Origin of the sequence: Streptomyces tendae, from assembly GCF_014650435.1 — a bacterium.
Taxonomy (GTDB): domain Bacteria; phylum Actinomycetota; class Actinomycetes; order Streptomycetales; family Streptomycetaceae; genus Streptomyces; species Streptomyces tendae.
In genome coordinates, this window is record NZ_BMUY01000003.1 from 317,902 (window position 1) to 340,644 (window position 22,743).

Below are 22,743 nucleotides of genomic sequence, written 5' to 3' on the forward strand. Positions count from 1 at the left end.
TCTCCTCATGAGGCGGTGCGGACGAGCGTTTCCCGGGGCAACCGGCCGTCCGGTCCTCTCATTCCCGGCTGCCGTGCGTCAGGGGCGCATGGCAGGATCGGTGCTGTCCGCATACTGAACACCACGTGACACCACGTATACCGATACCGAACACCATCCGAGGGAGTGCCGCCCGTGCCCGGTGAGAATCTGTCCCGCGACGAGGCCCGGGAGCGGGCCGCCCTGCTGTCCGTCGACGGGTACGACGTGTCCCTCGACGTGCGCTCGGCCGTCGGAGACGCGCAGGGCGAGGGGCCGCGCACGTTCCGGTCCGTCACCACGATCCGCTTCCGCTGCAACGAGCCCGGCGCGAGCAGCTTCGCCGACCTGATCGCCCCGAGCGTCACCGCCGTCTCCCTGAACGGCCGCGACCTCGACCCGAGCGAGGTCTTCGACGGCTCCCGGATCGCCCTGGAGGACCTGGCCGCCGACAACGAACTGGTGGTCGACGCCCAGTGCGCCTACTCCCGCACCGGCGAGGGAATGCACCGCTTCGTCGACCCCGAGGACGGCGAGGTGTACCTGTACACCCAGTACGAGCCGGCCGACTCCCGCCGGGTCTTCGCGAACTTCGAGCAGCCGGACCTCAAGGCCCCCTTCCGCTTCGAGGTGCGCGCGCCCGAGGAGTGGACGGTGTGGTCCAACGGCGCGGGCGAGCGCGTCGACGGGGTGTGGCGGTTCGCGGAGACGAAGCCGATCTCGACGTACATCACGTGTGTGGTGGCCGGCCCGTACCACTACGTGACGGACTCCTACGAGCGGACCTTCGAGGACGGCACCCGGCTGGAGATCCCGCTCGGCGCCCTGTGCCGCAAGGGGCTCGCCCCGCACTTCGACGCGGACGACGTCTTCCTGATCACCAAGCAGGGGCTGGACTTCTTCCACGACCACTTCGACTACCCGTACCCCTTCGGGAAGTACGACCAGGCGTTCGTGCCCGAGTACAACCTCGGCGCGATGGAGAACCCGGGGATGGTGACCTTCCGGGAGGAGTACATCTTCCGCGGGAAGGTGACGCGGGCGTCGTACGAGGGCCGCGCCAACACGATCCTGCACGAGATGGCGCACATGTGGTTCGGCGACCTGGTCACCATGGAGTGGTGGGACGACCTGTGGCTGAAGGAGTCCTTCGCCGACTTCATGGGCGCGTTCGCGAACGTCGGCGCGACCCGCTTCAAGGACGCCTGGATCACCTTCGCCAACCGCCGCAAGGCGTGGGCCTACCGCGCCGACCAGCTCCCCTCCACGCACCCGATCACGGCCGACATCCGTGACCTGGAGGACGCCAAGCTCAACTTCGACGGCATCACCTACGCCAAGGGCGCCTCGGTGCTCAAGCAGCTGGTGGCGTACGTCGGGCAGGACGCCTTCATGGAGGGTGCCAGGCGCTACTTCAAGCGGCACGCGTACGGCAACACGCGGCTGGGCGATCTGCTGTCGGTCCTGGAGGAGACCAGCGGGCGGGACATGGCGGCCTGGGCGCGCTCCTGGCTGCAGACGGCCGGCGTCAACTCGCTCACCCCGCAGGTGCTGCTGAGCGCGGCGGGCACCGTCGACGAGCTGGCCGTGGTGCAGGAGGCGGCGGAGTCCCACCCCGAACTTCGCCCGCACCGCGTCGCCGTGGGCCTGTACCGGCGTACGGCCGAGGGCGCGCTCGAGCGGTACGCGCGCGCCGAGGTGGACGTCGAGGGGCCGCGCACGGTGGTGGCGGAGCTGGCCGGTGCCGAGGCGCCCGAGCTGGTCCTGGTCAACGACGACGACCTCACGTACTGCAAGACGCGGTTCGACGCCACCTCGCTGGCGACGCTGCGCGAGCACCTGGGGTCCCTGACCGACCCGCTGGCCCGTGCCCTGTGCTGGTCGGCGCTGTGGAACATGACGCGGGACGCGCTGCTGCCCACCCGGGACTTCGCTCAGCTGGTGCTGCGGTTCGCGGGGCGCGAGTCCGACATCGGCGTCCTGCAGATGCTGCACGCCTGGACCGACTCGGCGCTGGTGCACTACGCGGCGCCCGACTGGCGGGAGACCGGCGGCCGGCTGCTCGGCGAGGGCGCGCTGCGCGAGCTGCGGGACGCGGCGCCGGGCAGCGAGCAGCAGCTGGCGTGGGCGCGGTTCTTCGCGTCGGTGGCGTCCGACCGGGCGGACCTGGCGCTGCTCCGGGGGCTGCTGGAGGGCACCGAGAAGATCGACGGCCTGGACGTGGACCAGGAGCTGCGCTGGGTCTTCCTCGCCCCGCTGGCGGCCCACGGCGAGGCCGACGAGGGCGTCCTGGCCGCCGAGCTGGCCCGTGACGACACGGCCTCCGGCAAGCGCCACCAGGTGCGCTGCCTGGCCTCGCGTCCGTCGGCCGCGGTGAAGGCGCAGGCGTGGGCGCAGGTCGTGGAGTCCGACGCGTTGTCGAACGCGCTGGTGGAGGCGACCATCGCCGGGTTCGCGCAGCCCTCGCGGCGGGACCTGCTCGCGCCGTACACCGAGAAGTACTTCGCGGCGATCGAGCGGGTGTGGGCCGAGCGGTCCATCCAGATCGGGATGGACGTGGTCCGGGGCCTGTTCCCGTCGCTGCGGGACTCCCAGGACACCCTGGACGCGACCGACGCGTGGCTGGCGGCGCACGAGGACGCGGCGCCGGCGCTGCGCCGGCTGGTGCTGGAGGCGCGGGACGATCTGGCGCGGGCTCTGCGGGCGCAGGCTTGCGACAGGGCCTCCGGCGGTCGGTGAGTTCTCGGGTTCAGTTGTTCGCCGGGTGCGGGTGCGCTGTGGCTTGTCGCGCAGTTCCCCGCGCCCCTTGGGGCGTTGTCCTGCCCCGCATCGATGAGTCCTGGCCAATGATTGAGCGTTCCGTCGTCGTTACGGAATTCGGGCAATAGCAGCCGTAACCCCTGGTCCCACCCTTTCGGACCAGGGGTTTCGGCATCCGAACACCCGTCCTTTAGTTCGGCCTTGTCCCGGTTCGGCGATGGGCGTGTAACAGGGGTTAAGGGGCGGATCGGGCGCGGGAAATTGCCGGTCATGACGCACAACACCCCGCTCTCCCCCCGCCCCCGCCCGCTCCACGAACTGGCCGACGGCCGACGCCGGCTGATGACGTCAGGCCAGCTGCGGGCACACGGTGTCTCCGCCGCGGAGACCAACGAGCAGTGCCGGCCCGGCGGCTCCTGGCAGCAGCTCCTGCCGAACGTCGTCCTGCTGCACCCCGGCCCACCGACCAGCGACGAGCGGCTGCACGCGGTGCTGCTCTACGCGGCACGGGATCGCACCTCCGGCACGGCACCCGGCGTGAGTGCCTCCGTGCCCCTCCAGCCGGGCGGGGAGCAGCCACCGGTGCCCGCGTACGCGGAGGCGATGATCACCGGCCTGGCCGCGCTGACGCTGCACGGCTTCTCCGCCGCTCCCCCGCTGTCGTCCCTGGACCTCATCGACGTCCTGGTCCCGCGGCTGCGCCGGCTGCGCACGACGGGTTGTGCGCGCGTCGTCCGCACGGCCGCGCTGCCGACCGCGGTGGAGGTGACCGGGGTTCCGGTGGCGCCGGTGGCGCGGGCCCTGGCGGACGCGGTGGCGGAGTTGACCGACCCGGCCACGGTCCGCCGGCTGCTGACGGAGGCGGTGCGCGGCGGGCACTGCGAACCGGCCGCGGTGGTGCGGGAGCTGAACCGGGCCCGGCTGCTCAGCCGCCCGCACGTGGTGGACGCCGTGGACTCGCTGGTCGCCGAGGGGCGGGCGCTGGCCGAGCAGCGGCTGTACCGGATGGTGCGCGAGCACGGTCTGCCGGAGCCGGTCTGGAACGTCGACCTGCGTCTGCCCGGCGGCCCCCACCTGGGCGGCGTGGACGCCTTCTGGCCCGAGCACGCGGTGGCGCTGGAGCTGGACACCCGGGCGCACCGGCAGCAGGAGGACGACGCCGACTGGGCGGAGCACGCCCGCAAGCGCGAGCACCTGGAGCGGCTGGGGATCACCGTCGTGCACGTCACGCCCCGCAAGCTGCGGGACTGCCCGGACCACCAGGCGACCGTCGTGCGCACGGCACTGATGGCGGCCGGGGACCGGGAGCCCGCGGCGTACGTCGTGGTGCTGCCCCGCTAGATCACGGTCGCCCGGTGCAGAACTCGGCCTCGATGACCGCCTCGCCGTCGCCGGACCAGTCGCCGTTGAAGTTGAAGGCGAGCGCGTGCCGGCCGTCCCGGGTCGCCACCGCCTCCGAGGAGGAGCCGTGGATGCCGCCGGCGTGCCCCCAGACCGTCACCCCGCAGTCCAGTTCCCGCTTGATCAGTCCGAGGCCGTACTCGGCGCCGTCCCGCGCGGAGACGGTGGTCGTCATCTCGGTCAGCTGCTTCGCGGGCAGCAGCCTGCCGCGGAGCAGGGCGGTGTAGAAGCGGTTCAGGTCGGCAGAGCTGGAGACCGCCTCGCCCGACGCGCCGGCGATGGCCGGGTTGAGCCGGGTGACGTCGTACGTCGGGCCGGTCGCCGTCGCGGCCAGCTTGGAGTAGGCCCGGCTGCTGGGGCGGGGCAGGGAGGTGCGGGTGCCGGGGAAGGAGGTGGCGCGCAGCTGCAGCGGCTCGATGATCCGGCGGCGCACCTCCTCTCCGTACGGGCGGCCGGTGGCCTCCTCGATCACCAGGCCGGCCAGGACGTAGTTGGTGTTGGAGTAGGCCCAGGAGGCGCCGGGCGCGAAGTACGGTTCGTGGGTCATGGCGATGGCGACCAGCTCGCGCGGGGTCACCGCGTCGTAGCGGTGCTCGAAGAAGCCGTCCTTGAGGAAGTAGTCGCGGGCGAATCCGTCGTCCTCCGTGTAGTTGTGGACGCCGCTGGTGTGGTTGAGGAGCTGGCGCAGGGTGATCCGGGCGCCGTCGTGGCCGTGGCCCGTGACCACCCCCGGCAGCCACTGGTCCACCGTGTCGTCGAGGGAGAGCCGTCCCTCGGCCTCCAGTTGGAGCAGTACGGTGGCGACGAAGGTCTTGGTGATGCTGCCGACCCGGTAGCGGTCCTGCTCGGAGCGCGGCTCGCCGGTGCGCAGATCGCCCACTCCGGCGGTTGCGGACCAGGTGCCGCGCCGGTCGCGGGCGGTCGCCGTGACTCCGGGCACGCCGTCCTCGACGGCCGCCCGGAGAGCCCGGCGGGTCGCGTCGTGGCCGCCGGTGGCGGCGGGCACGGCCACGGCGGGCCCCGCGACGGCCGCCGACAGGGCCACGGCGGTGGCCGCGAGCAGGGCGGCTCGTACACGTACGGTCATGTCTTCCCCCATCCTCGGTACTGCTCGGTCCCGGGAGAGACCGCACCGACCGCAAGAGGGTTGCCGTGGTCCGGGACGGTTGAACGTGTTTCGGCCCCTTTTCACCCGCACCGGTGCCGTGGGGTGCCGGGCAGTGTCGTGCGGGTGGTGCCGCGGGGTCCGCGGGATTGTCCCGGGCCGCCCCTTGTGTCCCCGATGGCGTATGGCGGAAGTACGCCATGCCTTCTTCCCGCCCCGGACAACTCTCCCCAATCAATGATCCCTTGAGTAAAGCTGAGCGGTCGTCCGGGATCGGATTCCGGACTGTCTCGGCCAGGGCCGATCGGTCTTGGCCGTTACCGCTCGTTCCTTCACCCCAAGGGATGCCGATGACCAACAGCCCCCAGCGTGAACCGATACCGGGCGCGAGACGCGCGGCCCGCCTGGCCGTGGCCACGGGCCTCGCCGCCGCGCTCGCCGCGGTCGGGCCGGTGCCCGCGGCCCTCGCCGCCGACGGACCCGCGACAACCGCGCCTCCCGTCGACGCCTCGGTCAAGTCCGCCCACGACAAGCTCGGTTCCGACGACGCGGACCTGCTCGCCCAGGCGAAGGCCGACGGCGAGAAGAACGTCACGATGATGGTCGCCACCGCGCCGGGCCGGACCGAGCAGGTGGCGAAGGAGCTGGACGGGATCGCCGGCGGCACCGTCGGCCGCACCTACGACGAGCTGGGCTACGTACGCGCCACCGTCCCCACCGCCAAGGCGGACTCGGCGATCGCGGCCGCCGCGAAGCTCTCCTCCGTGCACGGCATCGACCTGCGCGACGAGATTCCACTGGACGACCCGACGCCGAGCGCCGACATGGCCAAGGGCGCCGCGCACAAGGGCCGTTCCTACCCGGCGCCGAACCGCTGGACCCCGGCCGAGAACCCGTACAACCCGTCCTTCGAGACGGGCGCCGTCGACTTCGTGAAGAAGTACCCGAGGTCGGACGGCCGCGGCGTCACCATCGGCATCCTCGACTCCGGCGTCGACCTCGGCCACCCGGCACTGCAGAAGACCACCACCGGCGAACGCAAGATCGTCGACTGGGTCACCGCCACCGACCCGGTCGTCGACGGCGACCGCACCTGGCGCCCGATGACCGCCTCGGTCTCCGGCCCCACCTTCACCTACGGCGGCGAGACCTGGACCGCACCCGCGGGCTCGTACCGGGTCAGCACCTTCCTGGAGTCGTACACCACCGGCGGTGACGCGGCGGGCGACGCCAACCGGGACGGCGACACCACCGACTCCTGGGGCGTCCTGTACGACGCCGAGGCCGGCACGGTCCGCGTCGACCTGAACAACAACCACGACTTCTCCGACGACACCCCGATGAAGCCCTACAAGGACGGCTTCCAGGTCGGGTACTTCGGCACCGACGACCCGAAGACGGACGTGGCCGAGCGCCAGCCCTTCGTCGTCGAGATCCGCAAGGACGTCGTCTACAACTCCGCGGGCGCCAAGACGGACTTCGTCAACATCGGCGTCATCGAGTCCGAGCACGGCACGCACGTCGCCGGACTCGCGGCCGCCAACGGGCTGTTCGGCGGGCGGATGGACGGTGCCGCGCCCGGCGCGAAGATCGTGTCGTCCCGTGCGTGCACGTGGAGCGGCGGCTGCACCAACGTCGCGCTCACCGAGGGCATGATCGACCTCGTGGTCAACCGCGGCGTCGACATCGTCAACATGTCGATCGGCGGTCTGCCCGCCCTCAACGACGGCAACAACGCCCGCGCCGAGCTGTACACCCGCCTCATCGACACCTACGGCGTCCAGCTGGTCATCTCCGCGGGCAACTCCGGCCCCGGCGCCAACACCATCGGCGACCCCGGCCTCGCCGACAAGGTGATCTCGGTCGGCGCCTCCATCTCCCGCGAGACCTGGGCCGCCAACTACGGCTCCGCGGTGAAGACCAAGTACCAGATGATGCCGTTCTCCTCGCGCGGCCCGCGTGAGGACGGCGGCTTCACGCCGACGCTGACCGCGCCCGGCGCCGCGGTCAACTCCATCCAGACCTGGATGCCGGGCGCGCCGGTCCCCGAGGCGGGCTACGACCTGCCCGCCGGCTACGGCATGCTCCAGGGCACCTCGATGGCGTCCCCGCAGGCCGCCGGCGCCTCCGCGCTGCTCCTGTCGGCGGCCAAGCAGGCCCGCATCGACCTCACCCCGGCGAAGCTGCGCACCGCGCTGACCTCCACCGCCGACCACATCAAGGGCGTGCAGGCGTACGAGGAGGGCGCGGGCCTGATCGACATCCCCGACGCCTGGAAGTCGATCCGGCGCGGCGCCACCGCACACGAGTACACGGTGAAGGCACCGGTCGACACCGCGATCGACCAGTTCCTCGAGACCCCGGGCTACGGCACCGGCCTCTACGACCGCGAGGGCGGTCTGAAGGCCGGGCAGAAGAAGACGTACGAGATCACGCTCACCCGCACCACCGGCGCCGACCGGCCGGTCCGGCACGAGCTGGACTTCGAGAACAACGCGGGGCACACCTTCCGGATCGTCGGACGGGACGAGGTGTACCTGCCGCTGAACGAGCCGGTCACCGTCAAGGTCGAGGCGCGGCCCGGTTCCGCCGGTCTCAAGAGCGCGATCCTGGAGGTCGACGACCCGCGCACCGAGGGCGTCGACCAGCAGGTCCTGACCACGGTCGTCGTCTCCGCCCCGCTGAAGTACGACTTCTCCGCGAAGGGCTCGGTGCAGCGCAACGACACCACGTCGTACTTCGTGACCGTCCCCGAGGGCGCGAAGTCGCTGGAGGTGGCGATCGGCGGGCTCAAGGGCGAGAGCCAGACCCGGTTCATCTCCATCCACCCGTACGGCGTCCCGTCCGACAACACCTCCACGCCGTACTGCTACAACAACTACCTCGACGGCAACGGCTGCCGCCCCGACGTGCGCGCGTACGCCGACCCGCAGCCCGGCGTCTGGGAGGTCGAGGTCGAGGCCCGGCGCACCTCGCCGCTGCTCGACAACCCCTACGAGCTGGACGTCACCGTGCTCGGCGCGGCCTTCGACCCGGAGGTCGTCACCGTGCCCGAGGCGAAGGCCGGCACCCCGGCCGACGCCTCCTGGACGGTGACCAACCAGTACGCCGCCCTGGAAGGCAAGCTGGTCGGCGGCCCGCTCGGCTCGTCCGAGACCTCCCGCCCGACGATCAAGCAGGGCGAGACGGCCACCTCCACGGTCGAGGTGCCCGAGGGCGCCGAGTCGCTGGACGTCGCCATCGGGGGCGTCTCCGACGCGGCCGCCGACCTGGACCTGACGGTCTACGGCGAGGACGGCGCCGTCGTCGCCCAGTCCGCCGACGGCGACTCCGAGGAGTCGGTCTCCCTCGCGAAGCCGGCCGCCGGTACGTACACCGTCGAGGTCGCGGGCTACTCGGTGCCCTCGGGCAGCACGGAGTACGACTACCGGGACGTGTACTTCGCCGACACCCTCGGCTCGGTCACCGTGGACGGCTCGGCGCCGGTGAAGCTCGGCACGGGCGACTCGGCGACGGTCTCCGGCAGCGTCACGGCCCTGGCCGCCGCGCCCGAGGGCCGCGAGTTCTTCGGCCGGGTCCAGCTGGTCAACGCCCACGGCACGGTCGCGGGCCTGGGCAGCGTACGGATCGGGAAGGTCGTGCCGTAGTCCGGTGCGGTACGGGCGGGGCCTGCCGCAGGCCCCGGGGCGGGCGCGCCGGTTCGGGCGCCCGCCCTTTCGCGTTCCCCCGGCCGGACGTCAGTCGCAGGTGAGGGTGCGGGACTCCGGGAGGGAGGCGGTGATCCAGGTGCGGGCGGTGGCGATGTTCCGCTCGCCGGTGATCACCGTGTCCGCGGTGGGCCGGTCCCGCAGGGCACCGACCAGCACCCGGTCGCCGGGGGCGAGGCGGGCGAGGGTGTCGTCCAGGACGAACGTCGTCGCCGTCCCGGTGCTCTCCTCCGGCGCGTAGGCCCGCGTCACGCGGAGCGTGATCCGGTGCCGTGCGGCGCCCGGCACCCGATCGGCGGCGGTCACCGTGCCCTCGGCGACCAGCCGGGCGCAGGCGAGGTAGCGGGGGGTGCCGAAGACCACGGCGGCCTCCTGGCCCGCGGCCGGGCTCTCCGGCCGCACCGCGGACTTGTCGGCCGCGCTGCCGCTCGCCGCGTCGTCGGAGGCACCGCTGCCGCCCTGCACGACCAGCCAGCCCAGGCCCGTGACCAGCACCCCCGCGCAGGCCGCCGCGAGGACGCCCACGGCGAGGCGGAAGGGGCGGCGGCGCCGGGGTGGTGGTGCCGCCGCCGGTTTCGGGCGCTCTCGCACGACGGGCTCGCCCAGGGCGTCGCCGAGCAGGTGCAGCTGCTCCCGCAGCAGCGCCACGTCGGCCGTCGCCGACCGGTACTCGCCGCGGGCGTCCGGCCCCGCGTCCGGCGCCAGCGGCTCACCGCTGATCGCGGCCATCAGCGCGTCGTACCCGCCGTCGTACCCACCGGGGTGCTGTTCGGCGGCCATCTCACACCACCTCGTCCTCGTGCAGGCGGGCGCGCAGGGCCCGTACCGCCGTGTGCAGCCTGCTCTTGACCGTGCCCTCGGGGATGCCCAGCTCCTCGGCGATGCCGCGAACCGGCAGGTCGGCGTAGAAGCGCAGGACGAGGACCTGGCGCTGGGCGTCCGGCAGCTCGTCCAGGCCCTGCGCGACGGCGAGGGACAGCACGCTGGCGTCCTCGTCGCCGGGGTGCTCCGTCTGGCGCAGCGCGGCCAGGCGTTCCCCGAGCCGGTCCTGGCGGCGCCTGGCCCGGTGCCAGTCCATGGCCAGGTTGGAGGCGACGACCGCCGCCCAGGCGGACACGTCGCGCGGCGCCTCGTGGCCACTGGCCGTCCGTTCCAGCAGCCGCAGCCGGACCTGCTGCACCCCGTCCGGCAGGTCCGCCTGCGGCACCCCGCCCAGCGCGAGCACCGCCCGCACCCGGCGTTCCTGTGCCGCGTCCAGGGGGTCGTCGCGTACGTCGTCCCCCTGGCCGCGGCGGGCCCTTCTGCGCAGCAAAGCCATTTCCTCCCCCGGCCACGTTTCCCCTAGGACGCACGAGGCGCCCGAAACGTTCGCCCGCCCGGTCGCCTTTCGGCGCGAGGCATACGTCACATCGTCGTGTGGGGCGGGAAGGGATGGGCAGGGGCGGACCGAGCCTCGGCGTCCCAAGGCGCGGGCACATCGCGCAAAGGATTGGACAGGCGGGCCGGGCTTCGCCCCATGATGGAAAAGTCTCGGCCGAGCAAAGCGCGCGTGAAGACACGCGCACGAACGGAGAAGGAGTCACCGTGAGGGTCGGAATCGTCGGAGCCACCGGTCAGGTGGGCACGGTCATGCGCAGGATCCTCACGGAGCGCGACTTCCCGGTCACCGAGCTGCGCCTGTTCGCCTCGGCGCGCAGCGCCGGCAAGGAGCTGGACGGCGTGACGGTGGAGGACGCGGCCACCGCCGACTACTCCGGGCTCGACATCGTGCTGTTCTCGGCGGGCGGCGCGACCTCGAAGGCGCTGGCCGAAAAGGTCGCCTCGCAGGGCCCCGTCGTGATCGACAACTCCTCCGCCTGGCGCCGCGACCCCGAGGTGCCGCTGGTGGTGTCCGAGGTGAACCCGCACGCGATCACCGACCGTCCCAAGGGCATCATCGCCAACCCGAACTGCACCACGATGGCCGCGATGCCGGTGCTGCGTCCGCTGCACGCGGAGGCGGGCCTGGAGGCCGTCGTCGTCGCTACCTACCAGGCGGTGTCCGGCTCCGGCCTGGCCGGCGTGGACGAGCTGTTCGAGCAGGTCCAGAAGGTCGGCTCGGACGCCCCCAAGCTGACCCACGACGGTTCGGCGGTCGAGTTCCCGAAGCCGGACAAGTACGTGGCGCCCATCGCGTACAACGTGCTGCCGCTGGCCGGTTCCATCGTGGACGACGGCCTGCACGAGACGGACGAGGAGCAGAAGCTCCGCAACGAGTCCCGCAAGATCCTGGAGATCCCGGAGCTGAAGGTGTCCGGCACCTGCGTGCGCGTGCCCGTCTTCAGCGGCCACTCCCTGCAGATCAACGCCCGTTTCGCCCGCCCGATCAGCGTGGAGCGGGCCAAGGAGCTGCTGGCCGGCGCCCCCGGCGTGGCGCTCACCGAGGTGCCGACGCCGCTGGAGGCGGCCGGCCAGGACCCGTCGTACGTGGGCCGGATCCGCCGGGACGAGACCGTGGACAACGGCCTCGCCCTGTTCGTCTCCAACGACAACCTGCGCAAGGGCGCGGCCCTGAACGCGGTGCAGATCGCGGAGCTGGTGGCGGCGGAGCTGTCCGCCGCCAAGTAGTCCACCGCTTTCCAGGGGCGGTCACCCGGTACGGGTGGCCGCCCCTCAGGTGTCCCGCCCGCTCGATGCGGAGTGTGACAATCCGCCCCACCAGTCGTGCTGATCGTGTGAAGATCACGCCATGACGCAGATGACGAAGGGCGGCAACCTGCCCGTTCCCGGGGCCGCCCTCCAGGTGGCGGTGACCTGGCGGCAGGGCGTTCACGTACCGGACGTGGACGTTTCGGCCCTGCTGCTCGACGCGACGAGCCGGGTCCGCTCGGACGCCGACCTCGTCTTCTACAACCAGCCGGCCCACCCGTCGGGCGCCGTGCGCCACCTGGGCAAGGGCCAGGGGGCCGACGGCACCGGCGCCGACTGGCTGTGGCTGGACCTCGCGGCCGTCGCGCCCGGCACGGACCGGGTCGTGGTGGCCGCGTCCGCCGACGGCGGAACGTTCGGGCAGGTGCCCTCCCTGGACGTCCGGGTCGCGCTGCCGGACGGGCGGCAGGTCGCGTCCTTCACGATCGGGGACGCCTCGACGGAGACCGCCTTCGTCTTCGGCGAGTTCTACCGCAGGAACGGCGGCTGGAAGTTCCGCGCGGTGGGGCAGGGGTACGCCTCGGGTCTCGCCGGGCTCGCCACGGACTTCGGCATCTCGGTCGCCGAGGAACCGCAGCCGGTGCCCGCGGCCCCGGCCCCGCCGCCCCCTGCTCCCCTGCCGCTCGCAGCCGTAGCCCCGCCCGCCTCCGTCTTCCCGCCCGCCGACCGCCTGGCGGCGGAGCTGGCGCTCTCCTTCCCGCCGTTCACGCACCGCGCCGCGGGCAAGGAGCGCGTCACCTGCCCGCCGAACCTGCCGCCCGGCGCCCGTGTGGTGGTCGAGATCGAGTGCAGGGACAGCATCTCGGTGAACATCGACTCCTGCGACGCGTACGGCCGCGCCGACCAGGACCTGCTGTCCACGTACGAGGACGAGGTGTACGCCCGTACGTTCGCCACCGTCCCCCAGGACCGCCCGCTGTCCCTGGTGGTGCGCGCCGACACGCCCTGGACGCTGCGGGTGCTGCCGCTCGCCCACGCCCGGCGCCTGGAGCACAGCCTCGACGGGCGGGGTCCGGACCTGCTGGTGTACGACGGGCCGCCGGGCGTGCTGTCCTTCGCCCACCAGGGCCGGAGCAACTTCGTCGTCTGGCACTACTTCGCCTCGGACGACCCCGAGTGGCAGGGAGACGAGGAGGACCTCCTCGTCAACGAGGTCGGCCGCCTCGACGTCCTGGCCCCCGTCCGGGCGCCCGGCCTCCTGCGGATCGAGGCCGACGGCCCCTGGCGGCTCGGGGTGGGCGGCTGAGCCGGCGGGGCTCAGTTTCGGCGCACCTCGTAGAGAAAGCAGCCGTACTCGACGGCCCGGACGTGGACGAACGCCACGGCCGGGTCGTCGAACGCTTCTCGGAGGGCGGGAGCGAAGGCGTCGGCGCCCTCGACCAGCCGCCCGCCCAGGATCCGCCCGCCGGACGAGTAGCGGCGCAGGGTGCGGTGCGAGTTGGTGAAGGGGAGGCCGTCCGTCTCCGGCCCCGCGCACTTCTCGGCGTGGACGAAGACCGGCCCCTGCTCGTCGTAGGCGCCCGGGTCGGCGCCCGTCGCCGCCGCCCAGCGGCGCAGCGGGGCGTAGGAGACCAGCGCGATGTGCTCACCGGCGCGGCTGCGGCGCAGGCAGCAGCGCAGCGGGGCGCCGCCCTCGTCGTCGGTCACGGGAGCGGGGACGCGGCCCGCGTCGTCGGTGGTGCGCAGTTCCTCGAGGACGCCCGGCGGGATGGGGTGTGCGGTGTGGCCGTTCATGGGTCCAGGCTCGCGCGCGGGCGCGCCGCGCACCGGCGGGAAATGGACATCGCGTTCCGTCCCGGCCACGTGGAAGGATGGCGCAACCCACACATAACGAGGAGATGACCGCGTGCCTGGCACAAACCTGACTCGCGAAGAGGCGCGGCAGCGGGCGACGCTGCTGACCGTTGACTCGTACGAGATCGATCTCGACCTCACCGGCGCGCAGGAGGGCGGCACCTACCGGTCCGTGACCACGGTGCGCTTCGACGTCGCCGAGGGCGGCGGCGAGTCCTTCATCGACCTGGTCGCGCCGACGGTCCACGAGGTGACGCTGAACGGCGACGCCCTCGACGCCGCCGAGGTGTTCCAGGACTCCCGCATCGCCCTGCCGGGCCTGCTGCCGGGACGCAACATCCTGCGCGTGGCCGCCGACTGCGCCTACACCAACACCGGCGAGGGTCTGCACCGGTTCGTCGACCCGGTGGACGACCAGGCGTACCTGTACACGCAGTTCGAGGTGCCGGACGCGCGCCGCGTCTTCGCGAGCTTCGAGCAGCCGGACCTGAAGGCGACGTTCCAGTTCACCGTGAAGGCCCCCGAGGGCTGGACGGTCGTCTCCAACTCGCCGTCGCCCGAACCGAAGGACAACGTCTGGGAGTTCGAGCCGACCCCGCGCATCTCGTCGTACATCACGGCGCTGATCGTCGGCCCGTACCACTCGGTGCACAGCGCGTACGAGAAGGACGGCCAGTCCGTCCCGCTCGGCATCTACTGCCGTCCCTCGCTGGCCGAGCACCTGGACGCGGACGCCATCTTCGAGGTCACCCGGCAGGGCTTCGACTGGTTCCAGGAGAAGTTCGACTACCGGTACCCGTTCAAGAAGTACGACCAGCTCTTCGTGCCGGAGTTCAACGCGGGCGCGATGGAGAACGCGGGCGCGGTGACCATCCGCGACCAGTACGTCTTCCGCTCGAAGGTGACGGACGCCGCGTACGAGGTGCGGGCGGCGACGATCCTGCACGAGCTGGCGCACATGTGGTTCGGCGACCTGGTCACCATGGAGTGGTGGAACGACCTGTGGCTGAACGAGTCGTTCGCCACCTACGCCGAGGCCGCCTGCCAGGCCGCCGCGCCGGGCTCGAAGTGGCCGCACTCGTGGACGACGTTCGCCAACCAGATGAAGACCTGGGCGTACCGGCAGGACCAGCTGCCGTCCACGCACCCGATCATGGCGGACATCAGCGACCTGGACGACGTGCTCGTCAACTTCGACGGCATCACGTACGCCAAGGGCGCCAGCGTCCTCAAGCAGCTGGTCGCGTACGTCGGTGAGGACGCGTTCTTCCAGGGCGTGCAGGCGTACTTCAAGCGGCACGCGTTCGGCAACACCCGCCTGTCCGACCTGCTGGGCGCGCTGGAGGAGACCTCGGGGCGCGACCTGAAGACCTGGTCGAAGGCGTGGCTGGAGACGGCCGGCATCAACGTGCTCCGCCCGGAGATCGAGACCGACGCCGACGGTGTCATCACCTCCTTCGCCATCCGCCAGGAGGCCCCGGCCCTGCCCGCCGGCGCCAAGGGCGAGCCGACGCTGCGCCCGCACCGCATCGCGATCGGCGCCTACGGCCTCGACGGCGCCGGCAAGCTGGTGCGCGGGGAGCGCGTCGAGCTGGACGTGGACGGCGAGCTGACGGCCGTGCCGCAGCTGGTCGGCAAGGCCCGCCCGGCGGTGCTGCTGCTGAACGACGACGACCTGTCGTACGCGAAGGTCCGCCTGGACGAGCAGTCGCTCGCCGTGGTCACCGAGCACCTGGGCGACTTCACGGAGTCCCTCCCCCGCGCCCTGTGCTGGGCGTCGGCGTGGGACATGACCCGGGACGCGGAGCTGGCGACCCGGGACTACCTGTCGCTGGTGCTGTCCGGCATCGGCAAGGAGTCGGACATCGGTGTCGTGCAGTCGCTGCACCGCCAGGTGAAGCTGGCCATCGACCAGTACGCCGCCCCGACCGCCCGCGAGGCGCTGCTGACCCGCTGGACCGAGGCCACGCTGGCCCACCTGCGGGCGGCCGAGGCGGGCAGCGACCACCAGCTGGCGTGGGCGCGGGCGTTCGCGGCGACGGCGCGGACGCCGGAGCAGCTGGACCTGCTGGACGCGCTGCTGGACGGCACGCAGACGATCGAGGGCCTGGCCGTCGACACCGAGCTGCGCTGGGCGTTCGTGCAGCGGCTGGCGGCCGTGGGCCGGTTCGGCGGGTCGGAGATCGCGGCCGAGTACGAGCGGGACAAGACCGCCGCCGGTGAGCGCCACGCGGCCACGGCGCGGGCCGCCCGCCCGACCGAGGCGGCCAAGGCGGAGGCATGGGAGTCGGTCGTGGAGTCCGACAAGCTGCCGAACGCCGTCCAGGAGGCGGTCATCGCCGGTTTCGTCCAGACCGACCAGCGCGAGCTGCTGGCGTCGTACACGGAGCGGTACTTCGAGGCGCTGAAGGGTGTCTGGGAGTCCCGTTCGCACGAGATGGCCCAGCAGATCGCGGTCGGCCTGTACCCGGCGGTGCAGGTGTCCGAGGAGACCCTGGACCGCACAGATGCGTGGCTGTCCTCCGCCGAGCCGAACGCGGCCCTGCGCCGGCTGGTCTCGGAGTCCCGCTCGGGCGTCGAGCGCGCGCTGCGCGCCCAGGCGGCGGACGCGGCGGCGGCCGAGTAGGCGGTCAGTACGGTCAGTACGTCCAGTACGGACGAGGGGGCGCCCGGTGTCGCACCGGGCGCCCCCCGCGTGCGCTCGGGCGGGGGAATCAGGAGCAGACGTTCAGGGGCGGTGTTCAAGGGCGTCCGTCCGCCGCCGTGCGCAGGGCCGTGAGTACGGTGGCGACGGCGGCGCCCTCCTCCGCGCCCTTGCGCACGGCCGCGACCACGTGCCGGACAGGGCGGTCCGCGCGCAGTTCGCGCATCACCACGCCGTCCCGGGGCACGGCCGCCATGCGGGGGACCAGGGCGACGCCCATGCCCGCCCCGACCATGGCGAGGATCGCCGGCCAGCCGGCCGCCGCGTGCCCCTGGTGCGGCCGGAACCCCGCCGCCTCGCAGGCGCCGCGCGTGATGTCGGACCAGGGCCCGCTGCCGCCGAAGATCCACGGCTCGGCGGCGAGGTCGGCCAGCCGCAGTCCCTCCGCGCGGGCCAGCGGGTGGTCCCCGGGCAGCGCGACGTCCAGCGGGTCGGCGAGCAGCGGGACGCGGGTGAAGCGCGGGTCGACGGCGCTGGGCGCCTGCGCGGCCAGCGACAGCGCGAGGTCCACTTCCCCGGCGGCCAGCAGTTCGTACGCCTCCTGCGCCTCGGCCTCCCGCACCCGCACCGCGATGCCGGGGCGCGTGGCGCGCAGCGCGGTGACGGCCGGTACGACGAGGGCGGGTACTGCGGTGGAGAAGGCGCCGACCCGGACCTCGCCCGCCTCTCCGCGGATGTGGGACGCCAACTCGGCGTCGGCGCGCTCCAGTTGCTCGAACACCGCCTCGGCGTGCCGCAGCACCAGCCGGGCCGCGTCCGTCAGCCGGACCCTTCTGCCGTGCGCCTGGAGCAGCTCCACGCCGAGCTGTTTGGAGAGGTTCGTCAGCTGCTGGGACACGGCGGACGGTGTCATGTGCAGCGCCTCGGCCGTCGCGGTCACCGTGCCCCGCTCGCGCAGCGTCCGCAGGATCTGCAGCTTGCGGATGTCCCAGTCGGCCATGGCGGCAACCTACCGGCGGGCCCCGCGACCTACCGGCGCGCCCCCGCGCCCAGGACGACGCCGCCGAGGATCAGCGCCATGCAGCCCGCCTGCGGCCAGCCGGTCGGCTCGGCGAGCAGGGCCCAGGACAGCAGGGCGACGCACACCGGCTGGAGGTAGTAGACGACCCCGGCGCGGGACGGTCCGATCAGGGAGATCGCCTTGTTCCAGGCGAAGAAGGCGACGGCGGAGGAGGCGACGCCGACGTACAGGAGCGGCCAGACGGTACCCGGTGTCGGCTGGAAGCCGCCCTGCACGGCGAGGCTGACGCCCTGCGCGGGCAGCAGCAGGACGGTGCCGACGAGAAATGTGGTGAACAGGAAGCCCGCGCCGTCCAGCCCCTCGGGCCTGCGGCGCAGCAGCGCGCTGTACGAGCCGAAGCAGCAGGCCGCGGCGATCATCCACAGGTCGCCGGCCGAGAAGGAGGCGCCGTCCCCTCCGACGAGCAGCAGGACGCCCGCGCAGGCGACGGCCAGCCCGGCGACCCGGCGGACGCCGAGGCGCACCCCGCCCGCCCGCTCGTAGAGGGCCATGAGCACCGGGGACGCCGCCATGATCATGCCCATGTTGGCGGCGGGGGTGGTGACGCCGGCCTGGTTGACGAGGGTGTTGTAGACGGTGACGCCGAGCAGGGAGGCGAGGGCCACGAAGCCGAGGTGGCGCCGGATCAGTGCGCGCTGCCGCCAGGCTCGCCGGGCGCCGAAGGGGGCGACCACGGCGAGGGCAACCACCCAGCGCCAGAACGCGTGCTGGACGGGCGGCACGCTGTCACCCAGGGCCCGCGAGGTGACGAAGCTGCCGGACCAGACGAGGGTGGCGAGCACGGCGAGCGCGAGCCCGAGGGCGACGGGCGCCGTCGGCCGCGTCGGGGTGGTATCTCGGGAGGTGACGCTCTGGGTCGGGTTCCGGTGGGCGGCTGTGGCCACGAAGGTCCTTTCCTGGTCGGGGGTCTGGCGGGCCTACCGTCGCAGGGCCGGACTCATCAGGTCCATCGAATCTTTTCGACCGTTCTTTGAAGCAGAACCGAACGGTTCGGCTGCCGCGACCGTCCGCCCGCGCGGCGCCCGCTGCCCCGCGAGGGTCGCGCCGAACGCCAGCGCCATGCCCATCAGCTGCACCGGACCGAGTGCCTCGCCGAGGGCCGCCCAGCCGATCACGGCGGCGGTCAGCGGCGAGAGCGGGCCGAGGAAGGTGACCTGGGTGGCGGAGAGCCGGCCGATGCCGCGGAACCAGAGCCAGTACGCCAGCGCCGTGTTGGCCAGCGCCAGGTAGAGGTAGCCGCCGACGGCCGGGCCGTCCAGGGCGGGCGGGGCGCCCTCGACCAGGAGGGCGAGCGGCGCGAGGAGCAGGCCGCCGGCGGTCAGCTGCCAGGCGGTGAGGGCGAGCGGGCCGACTCCGTCGGGGCGGCCCCAGCGCCCCGCGAGCACGGTGCCGGTGGACATGGACGCGGTGGAGGCGACGGCCGCCAGCACGCCGAGCGGGTCCAGTCCCCCGGCTGCCTCCAGCACCACCAGGCTCACGCCGAACGCGGCGACGACGCCGGTGAGCACGGACCGGGCGGTGGGCCGCTGCCCGAGCAGGAGGGCCGAGAGGCCGACGACGAGGAGCGGGCCGAGCGAGCCGACGACGGCGGCCATCCCGCCCGGCATCCGGTAGGCGGCGAGGAACAGCAGCGGGAAGAAGGCCCCGATGTTCAGCACGCCCAGCACCGCGGCCTTCCCCCACCAGGCGCCGCGCGGCAGCACCCGGGCGAGGGCGAGCAGCACCAGACCGGCGGGCAGGGCGCGCATCAGCCCGGTGAACAGGGGCCGGTCGGGCGGCAGGAGCTCGGTGGTCACGGCGTAGGTGCTGCCCCAGGAGACGGGGGCGAGGGCGGTGAGCGCGATGACGGCGGGGCGGGTGGCGGCCATGAGGGCACCCTTCGGAGACGAATGAAGCTCGTTGGAAAGTAGCTTACTTCTAAGCAAGTTTTCGCCAAGCCACTTTCTTGCGGCCGAGCGGAATCGCCTCGATACTCGTCCCATGACTGAACGTCCCCCACAGCCCGGACCTCGCAAGGACCCCGTCGACGTGATCATCGGCCAGTGGGCGGCGGTCCGGCCCGACCTGGACACGGCCGGCATGGAGGTCTTCGGCCGGGTCTTCCGGCTGGCGCGCGCCATGGGCGACCGGATGGAGCAGGCGTACGCGCGCTTCGGCATCTCGCGCGGCGAGTTCGACGCCCTGGCCACCCTGCGCCGCTCCGGCGAGCCGTACACGCTCTCGCCCCGTCAGCTCTCGGCCACGCTGATGCTCACCACCGGCGGCATGACCGGCCGGCTGGACAAGCTGGAACGGGCGGGACTGCTGCGCCGCTCCCCCGACCCGCACGACCGCCGGGGGCTGCAGGTCACGCTCACCGAACGGGGCCTCGAGCTGATCGACGAGGCGGTCGGCGCGGGCCTCGCCGCCCAGACCGAGGCGCTGGCCTCCCTCGACGCGGAACGGGCCGGTCAGCTGGCCGGCCTGCTGCGGGACCTCCTCGCCGGTACGGAGAAGTAGGGGCGCCCGCGCACGCCGAAGGGCGCCGTCCCCTCCGCGTACGTGCGGTGGGGGCGGCGCCCTCGGTGAAGCGGGGTGCGGGAGGTCAGGCCTTCGCGGCGACCTTGCCCTTGGCCTTGGCCTTGCTCTTCGTACCGGGAGTCGACACCCGGTGGTCCGGGTGGGACCGGTCCAGGACCATGACCAGACCCGCGATGATCGCGAACAGCGCGATCGGGGCCAGGACGTAGAGACCCAGCGTCTCGACGACGCTCAGGCCGGTGCCGGGGTCGTCGCCGTCGTCGCGCGTCAGCGCGAGCGCGGGGGACGACATGAGCAGCATCATCAGCGTCGTACCGGCTGCCAGGGCGCCGGCGCGCAGGGCGTTCTTCTTGTCCACGGTGCAAAGTTAGCGAACGGTCCGGGCGCCCGCGCGCCCGGGGTGCCCGTACGGGGCCCGCGGGCGCCCGGCGCGCCCCCGTTCAGCCGTCCCGGTCGCCACCGCGTTGCCGTACGCCATCTCCTACTGCATCTCGTGCGGCATCGCGTACGACGTCGATCAGGGCGTGCAGCCGGGGCGAGGCGGCCAGGTCCTCCAGCGTCACCGGGCGGCCCTCGGCGTCGGCGACGGGCAGCCGCCAGTTCGGGTACTGGTCCCAGGTGCCGGGCAGGTTCTGCGGGCGGCGGTCGCCGACGGCGTCCGGAAGCCAGAGGCCGACCATGCGGGCGGGGGTGCGCAGCAGGAAGCGGTGCACGGCCTGGATCTCCGCCTCCTCGGCGGGCGTTCCGGTGTCGCCGCCGGTGCCGTGCAGCAGCCCGAGCCGGGTCAGTACGTCGAGCCACTCCGCGGTGTCCGCCGCGGCCCCGGCGCGCTCCTCCTCCAGGGGGCGGGTGAGCAGGCCGAGCCGGTCGCGCAGTTCGACGTGTTCGCCGGTGAGGCGGGCGGCGGTGGACGGCAGGTCGTGGGTGGTGGCGGTGGCCAGGCAGTCGGCGCGCCACCGTTCGGGCGGCAGGGGGCGGCCGTCACCGGTCCAGTCCCGTTCGAACCAGAGCACCGAGGTGCCCAGCACCCCGCGCTCGCGCAGCGCCTCGCGCACCCCGGGCTCCACGGTGCCCAGGTCCTCGCCGATGACGACGGCACCGGCCCGGTGGGCCTCCAGGACCAGGACGGCGAGCATGGCCTCGGCGTCGTGGTGGACGTAGGTGCCCTCGGTGGGCGGCCGCCCCTCGGGCACCCACCAGAGCCGGGACAGGCCCATGACGTGGTCGACGCGCAGGGCCCCGGCGTACCGGAACAGGCCGCGCAGCAGCCCCCGGAACGGCGCGTACCCGGACGCGGCGAGGCGGTCCGGGCGCCAGGGCGGCAGCCCCCAGTCCTGGCCGCGGGAGTTGAAGGCGTCGGGCGGCGCTCCCACCGACATCCCGGCGGCGAAGTACTCCTGCTGGGCCCAGGAGTCGGCGCCGCGCGGGTGCACGCCGACGGCGAGGTCGTGGACGATCCCGACCGGCATGCCCGCCTCGCGGGCGGTGCGCTGGGCGGCGGTGAGCTGGGTGTCGGTGAGCCAGGTGAGCCGGGAGTGGAAGTCGACGCGGTCCATCAGCTCGCGGCGGGCCCGGTCGGTGTCGGCCGAGCGGGGGTCGCGCAGGCCCTCGGGCCAGCGGTGCCAGTCGGAGCCGTGGACCTCGGCGAGCGCGCACCAGGTGGCGTGATCCTCCAGGGCGGTGCCCTGTTCGGCGAGGTAGTCGCAGTAGGCGGCGCGGCGGCCGGGGCCCAGGGGGACCTCGTTGAGCAGTCCCAGGGCCTCGCGCTTCAGCTCCCACACGGCGTCCCGGTCGATCAGGGCGTCCTTTTCCAGGACGCCCTCGCGCAGCCGCCCGGCCCGCTCCCGCAGCGTCCGGGCGCGCTCGGGGTCGGTGACGTACGCGAACTCGGGCACGTCCTCGATCCGCAGGTGCACCGGGTCGGGGAAGCGGCGCGAGGACGGCCGGTACGGCGACGGGTCGGTGGGGGCGCCGGGTACGGCCGCGTGCAACGGGTTGACCTGCACGAATCCGGCGCCGAGGGAGCGACCGGCCCAGGCGGCCAGTTCACCGAGGTCGCCGAGGTCGCCCATGCCCCAGGAGCGGCGGGAGAGGAGGGAGTAGAGCTGGACGAGAAGCCCGTGGGAGCGGGCGGCGGGAGCGGGCAGCCGGGCGGGCGCGACGACCAGGTGCGCCTCGGCGGTGCGCCCGTCGGGCGCGCTGGCGGTCAGCCGGTGGACCCCGTACGCAAGCCCCTCGACTCCCTCGCGGCGCTCGCCCTGCTCGGTGTCGACGCGCAGCCGGGTGCCGGAGGGCAGGGCGGCCAGCGCGGCCGGGGTGCCGCCGCCCCAGCGGACGACGGTGGGCGGCAGCAGCCGTTCGCGCAGCTCGGTCTCGCGGGCGGCGAGCGCGGCCCGTACGGCCCCGGGGGTGCTCGCGTCCACGCCGAGGGCGGCCAGCGCGAGGGTGACGGCGGTGGCCGAGGCCGGGACGGTGCGGTCCGGGGAGGGGCGGTAGGAGGTGGCGACGCCGTGCAGGGCGGCGAGCCTGGTCAGATCCTCGGGAAGGTCCTCGGTGGGCGGCTCGGCCGGCTGGGCTGCGGGCATCTGCTTCCTCTACGACCTCGTGGGTTCCGGAACGGGGACGGCGAAGGAGGGGCCGCCCTGCTCCGGCACGTCGGCCGTGAGTTCGGGCGAGGACTCGCTGGTCAGCGGTACGGCGTCGGCGAACGGCGACTCACTGGTGAGGGGCTCGGCGTCGGGCAGCGGCGGTTCGCTGGTCAGCGGGGTCTCGGCGCAGCTGCCGGTGGCGCCGAAGACGCAGTAGTGCGGGGTCTCGGAGGCGGCGGAGGGCTCCGCCCAGGGAGTGGACGGCTCCGCCACGGGTTTGGAGGGGGCCGGCAGCAGAAGGGGCGCCAGTGCAGCCACGGGGGTCTCCTTTGGATCAGGCTCTGGGTCGGACGGTGGAACGGGCCCGTCATCGGGCCCCGGGTCGGGCGTTGTGTCAAGCACGCTTGTGGCGAGTTACGGCAGCCCCTACCCAGTCC

Annotated in this window: 17 protein-coding genes; 7 read left to right on the forward strand and 10 right to left on the reverse strand. The window is 73.2% G+C overall.

Annotated features, from left to right (window positions below; translation table 11 throughout):
- The first annotated feature begins 174 nt into the window (after positions 1-174).
- A complete protein-coding gene (pepN, locus tag IE258_RS10135; protein WP_189741806.1) occupies positions 175-2,757 on the forward strand; it encodes an aminopeptidase N in 2,583 nt (860 codons plus the stop codon).
- A 291-nt stretch (positions 2,758-3,048) separates the two neighbouring features.
- On the forward strand, positions 3,049-4,119 hold the full coding sequence (locus IE258_RS10140) for a hypothetical protein (RefSeq protein WP_189741810.1): 1,071 nt from the start codon (positions 3,049-3,051) through the stop codon (positions 4,117-4,119).
- A 1-nt stretch (position 4,120) separates the two neighbouring features.
- On the opposite strand, the gene IE258_RS10145 is transcribed toward IE258_RS10140, so the two are convergent.
- Complete coding sequence (locus IE258_RS10145; protein ID WP_189741813.1) at positions 4,121-5,266, reverse strand: serine hydrolase domain-containing protein; 1,146 nt, start codon at positions 5,264-5,266, stop codon at positions 4,121-4,123.
- Between the two features lie 368 nt (positions 5,267-5,634).
- Between IE258_RS10145 and IE258_RS10150 the strand changes: the two genes are divergently transcribed.
- Complete coding sequence (locus IE258_RS10150) at positions 5,635-8,931, forward strand: S8 family serine peptidase (protein ID WP_189741816.1); 3,297 nt, start codon at positions 5,635-5,637, stop codon at positions 8,929-8,931.
- 90 nt (positions 8,932-9,021) lie between these two features.
- On the opposite strand, the gene IE258_RS10155 is transcribed toward IE258_RS10150, so the two are convergent.
- Positions 9,022-9,771, reverse strand: coding sequence for a hypothetical protein (locus IE258_RS10155; protein ID WP_189741819.1), 750 nt, complete (start codon positions 9,769-9,771; stop codon positions 9,022-9,024).
- Between the two features lies 1 nt (position 9,772).
- On the reverse strand, positions 9,773-10,309 hold the full coding sequence (locus tag IE258_RS10160) for an RNA polymerase sigma factor (RefSeq protein ID WP_189741822.1): 537 nt from the start codon (positions 10,307-10,309) through the stop codon (positions 9,773-9,775).
- A gap of 266 nt (positions 10,310-10,575) precedes the next feature.
- On the opposite strand from IE258_RS10160, the gene IE258_RS10165 reads away from it, so the two are divergent.
- Both IE258_RS10165 and IE258_RS10170 read left to right on the forward strand, forming a co-directional pair.
- Entirely contained in the window at positions 10,576-11,598 is a 1,023-nt protein-coding gene (locus IE258_RS10165) for an aspartate-semialdehyde dehydrogenase (RefSeq protein ID WP_189741831.1), read from the forward strand.
- Positions 11,599-11,719: 121 nt separating this feature from the next.
- Entirely contained in the window at positions 11,720-12,925 is a 1,206-nt protein-coding gene (locus IE258_RS10170; RefSeq protein WP_189741834.1) for a TerD family protein, read from the forward strand.
- Between the two features lie 11 nt (positions 12,926-12,936).
- Here the strand turns inward: IE258_RS10170 and IE258_RS10175 are convergent, their stop codons facing one another.
- The gene (locus IE258_RS10175) at positions 12,937-13,413 is read right to left on the reverse strand and encodes a DUF1203 domain-containing protein (RefSeq protein WP_189741837.1); all 477 of its coding nucleotides are present in this window, start codon (positions 13,411-13,413) and stop codon (positions 12,937-12,939) included.
- A gap of 112 nt (positions 13,414-13,525) precedes the next feature.
- On the opposite strand from IE258_RS10175, the gene pepN (IE258_RS10180) reads away from it, so the two are divergent.
- Complete coding sequence (pepN, locus tag IE258_RS10180; protein ID WP_189741840.1) at positions 13,526-16,099, forward strand: aminopeptidase N; 2,574 nt, start codon at positions 13,526-13,528, stop codon at positions 16,097-16,099.
- Between the two features lie 115 nt (positions 16,100-16,214).
- Here the strand turns inward: pepN (IE258_RS10180) and IE258_RS10185 are convergent, their stop codons facing one another.
- From IE258_RS10185 to IE258_RS10195, 3 genes are read right to left on the reverse strand one after another with little or no spacing between them, the layout of a single operon-like run.
- On the reverse strand, positions 16,215-17,117 hold the full coding sequence (locus IE258_RS10185; RefSeq protein ID WP_189741843.1) for a LysR family transcriptional regulator: 903 nt from the start codon (positions 17,115-17,117) through the stop codon (positions 16,215-16,217).
- A gap of 29 nt (positions 17,118-17,146) precedes the next feature.
- Complete coding sequence (locus IE258_RS10190) at positions 17,147-18,082, reverse strand: DMT family transporter (protein ID WP_189741846.1); 936 nt, start codon at positions 18,080-18,082, stop codon at positions 17,147-17,149.
- A 33-nt stretch (positions 18,083-18,115) separates the two neighbouring features.
- Positions 18,116-19,066 carry an EamA family transporter gene (locus IE258_RS10195; protein ID WP_189741849.1) on the reverse strand — a complete coding sequence of 317 codons (951 nt, stop codon included), beginning with the start codon at positions 19,064-19,066 and terminating at the stop codon, positions 18,116-18,118.
- 112 nt (positions 19,067-19,178) lie between these two features.
- Between IE258_RS10195 and IE258_RS10200 the strand changes: the two genes are divergently transcribed.
- Positions 19,179-19,697 (forward strand): MarR family winged helix-turn-helix transcriptional regulator, encoded by a 519-nt coding sequence (locus IE258_RS10200; RefSeq protein ID WP_189741852.1) that lies wholly within the window; start codon positions 19,179-19,181, stop codon positions 19,695-19,697.
- Between the two features lie 85 nt (positions 19,698-19,782).
- Here IE258_RS10200 and IE258_RS10205 read toward each other — a convergent pair whose 3' ends face one another.
- From IE258_RS10205 to IE258_RS10215, 3 genes are all read right to left on the reverse strand, one after another.
- Positions 19,783-20,076: a hypothetical protein gene (locus IE258_RS10205; RefSeq protein WP_189741856.1), complete on the reverse strand. Its 294-nt coding sequence runs from the start codon at positions 20,074-20,076 to the stop codon at positions 19,783-19,785.
- A gap of 82 nt (positions 20,077-20,158) precedes the next feature.
- Complete coding sequence (gene malQ / locus IE258_RS10210) at positions 20,159-22,303, reverse strand: 4-alpha-glucanotransferase (RefSeq protein WP_189741859.1); 2,145 nt, start codon at positions 22,301-22,303, stop codon at positions 20,159-20,161.
- Between the two features lie 9 nt (positions 22,304-22,312).
- Complete coding sequence (locus tag IE258_RS10215) at positions 22,313-22,624, reverse strand: hypothetical protein (RefSeq protein ID WP_061444727.1); 312 nt, start codon at positions 22,622-22,624, stop codon at positions 22,313-22,315.
- Between the last annotated feature and the right edge of the window lie 119 nt (positions 22,625-22,743).

Coding starts and splice junctions, on each gene's coding strand:
- IE258_RS10140 (WP_189741810.1), top strand. CDS start 3,049: ATGACGCACAACACCCCGCTCTCCCCCCGCCCCCGCCCGCTCCACGAA.
- IE258_RS10145 (WP_189741813.1), bottom strand. CDS start 5,266: ATGACCGTACGTGTACGAGCCGCCCTGCTCGCGGCCACCGCCGTGGCC.
- IE258_RS10150 (WP_189741816.1), top strand. CDS start 5,635: ATGACCAACAGCCCCCAGCGTGAACCGATACCGGGCGCGAGACGCGCG.
- IE258_RS10155 (WP_189741819.1), bottom strand. CDS start 9,771: ATGGCCGCCGAACAGCACCCCGGTGGGTACGACGGCGGGTACGACGCG.
- IE258_RS10160 (WP_189741822.1), bottom strand. CDS start 10,309: ATGGCTTTGCTGCGCAGAAGGGCCCGCCGCGGCCAGGGGGACGACGTA.
- IE258_RS10170 (WP_189741834.1), top strand. CDS start 11,720: ATGACGCAGATGACGAAGGGCGGCAACCTGCCCGTTCCCGGGGCCGCC.
- IE258_RS10175 (WP_189741837.1), bottom strand. CDS start 13,413: ATGAACGGCCACACCGCACACCCCATCCCGCCGGGCGTCCTCGAGGAA.
- IE258_RS10185 (WP_189741843.1), bottom strand. CDS start 17,117: ATGGCCGACTGGGACATCCGCAAGCTGCAGATCCTGCGGACGCTGCGC.
- IE258_RS10195 (WP_189741849.1), bottom strand. CDS start 19,066: ATGGCCGCCACCCGCCCCGCCGTCATCGCGCTCACCGCCCTCGCCCCC.
- IE258_RS10200 (WP_189741852.1), top strand. CDS start 19,179: ATGACTGAACGTCCCCCACAGCCCGGACCTCGCAAGGACCCCGTCGAC.
- malQ (WP_189741859.1), bottom strand. CDS start 22,303: ATGCCCGCAGCCCAGCCGGCCGAGCCGCCCACCGAGGACCTTCCCGAG.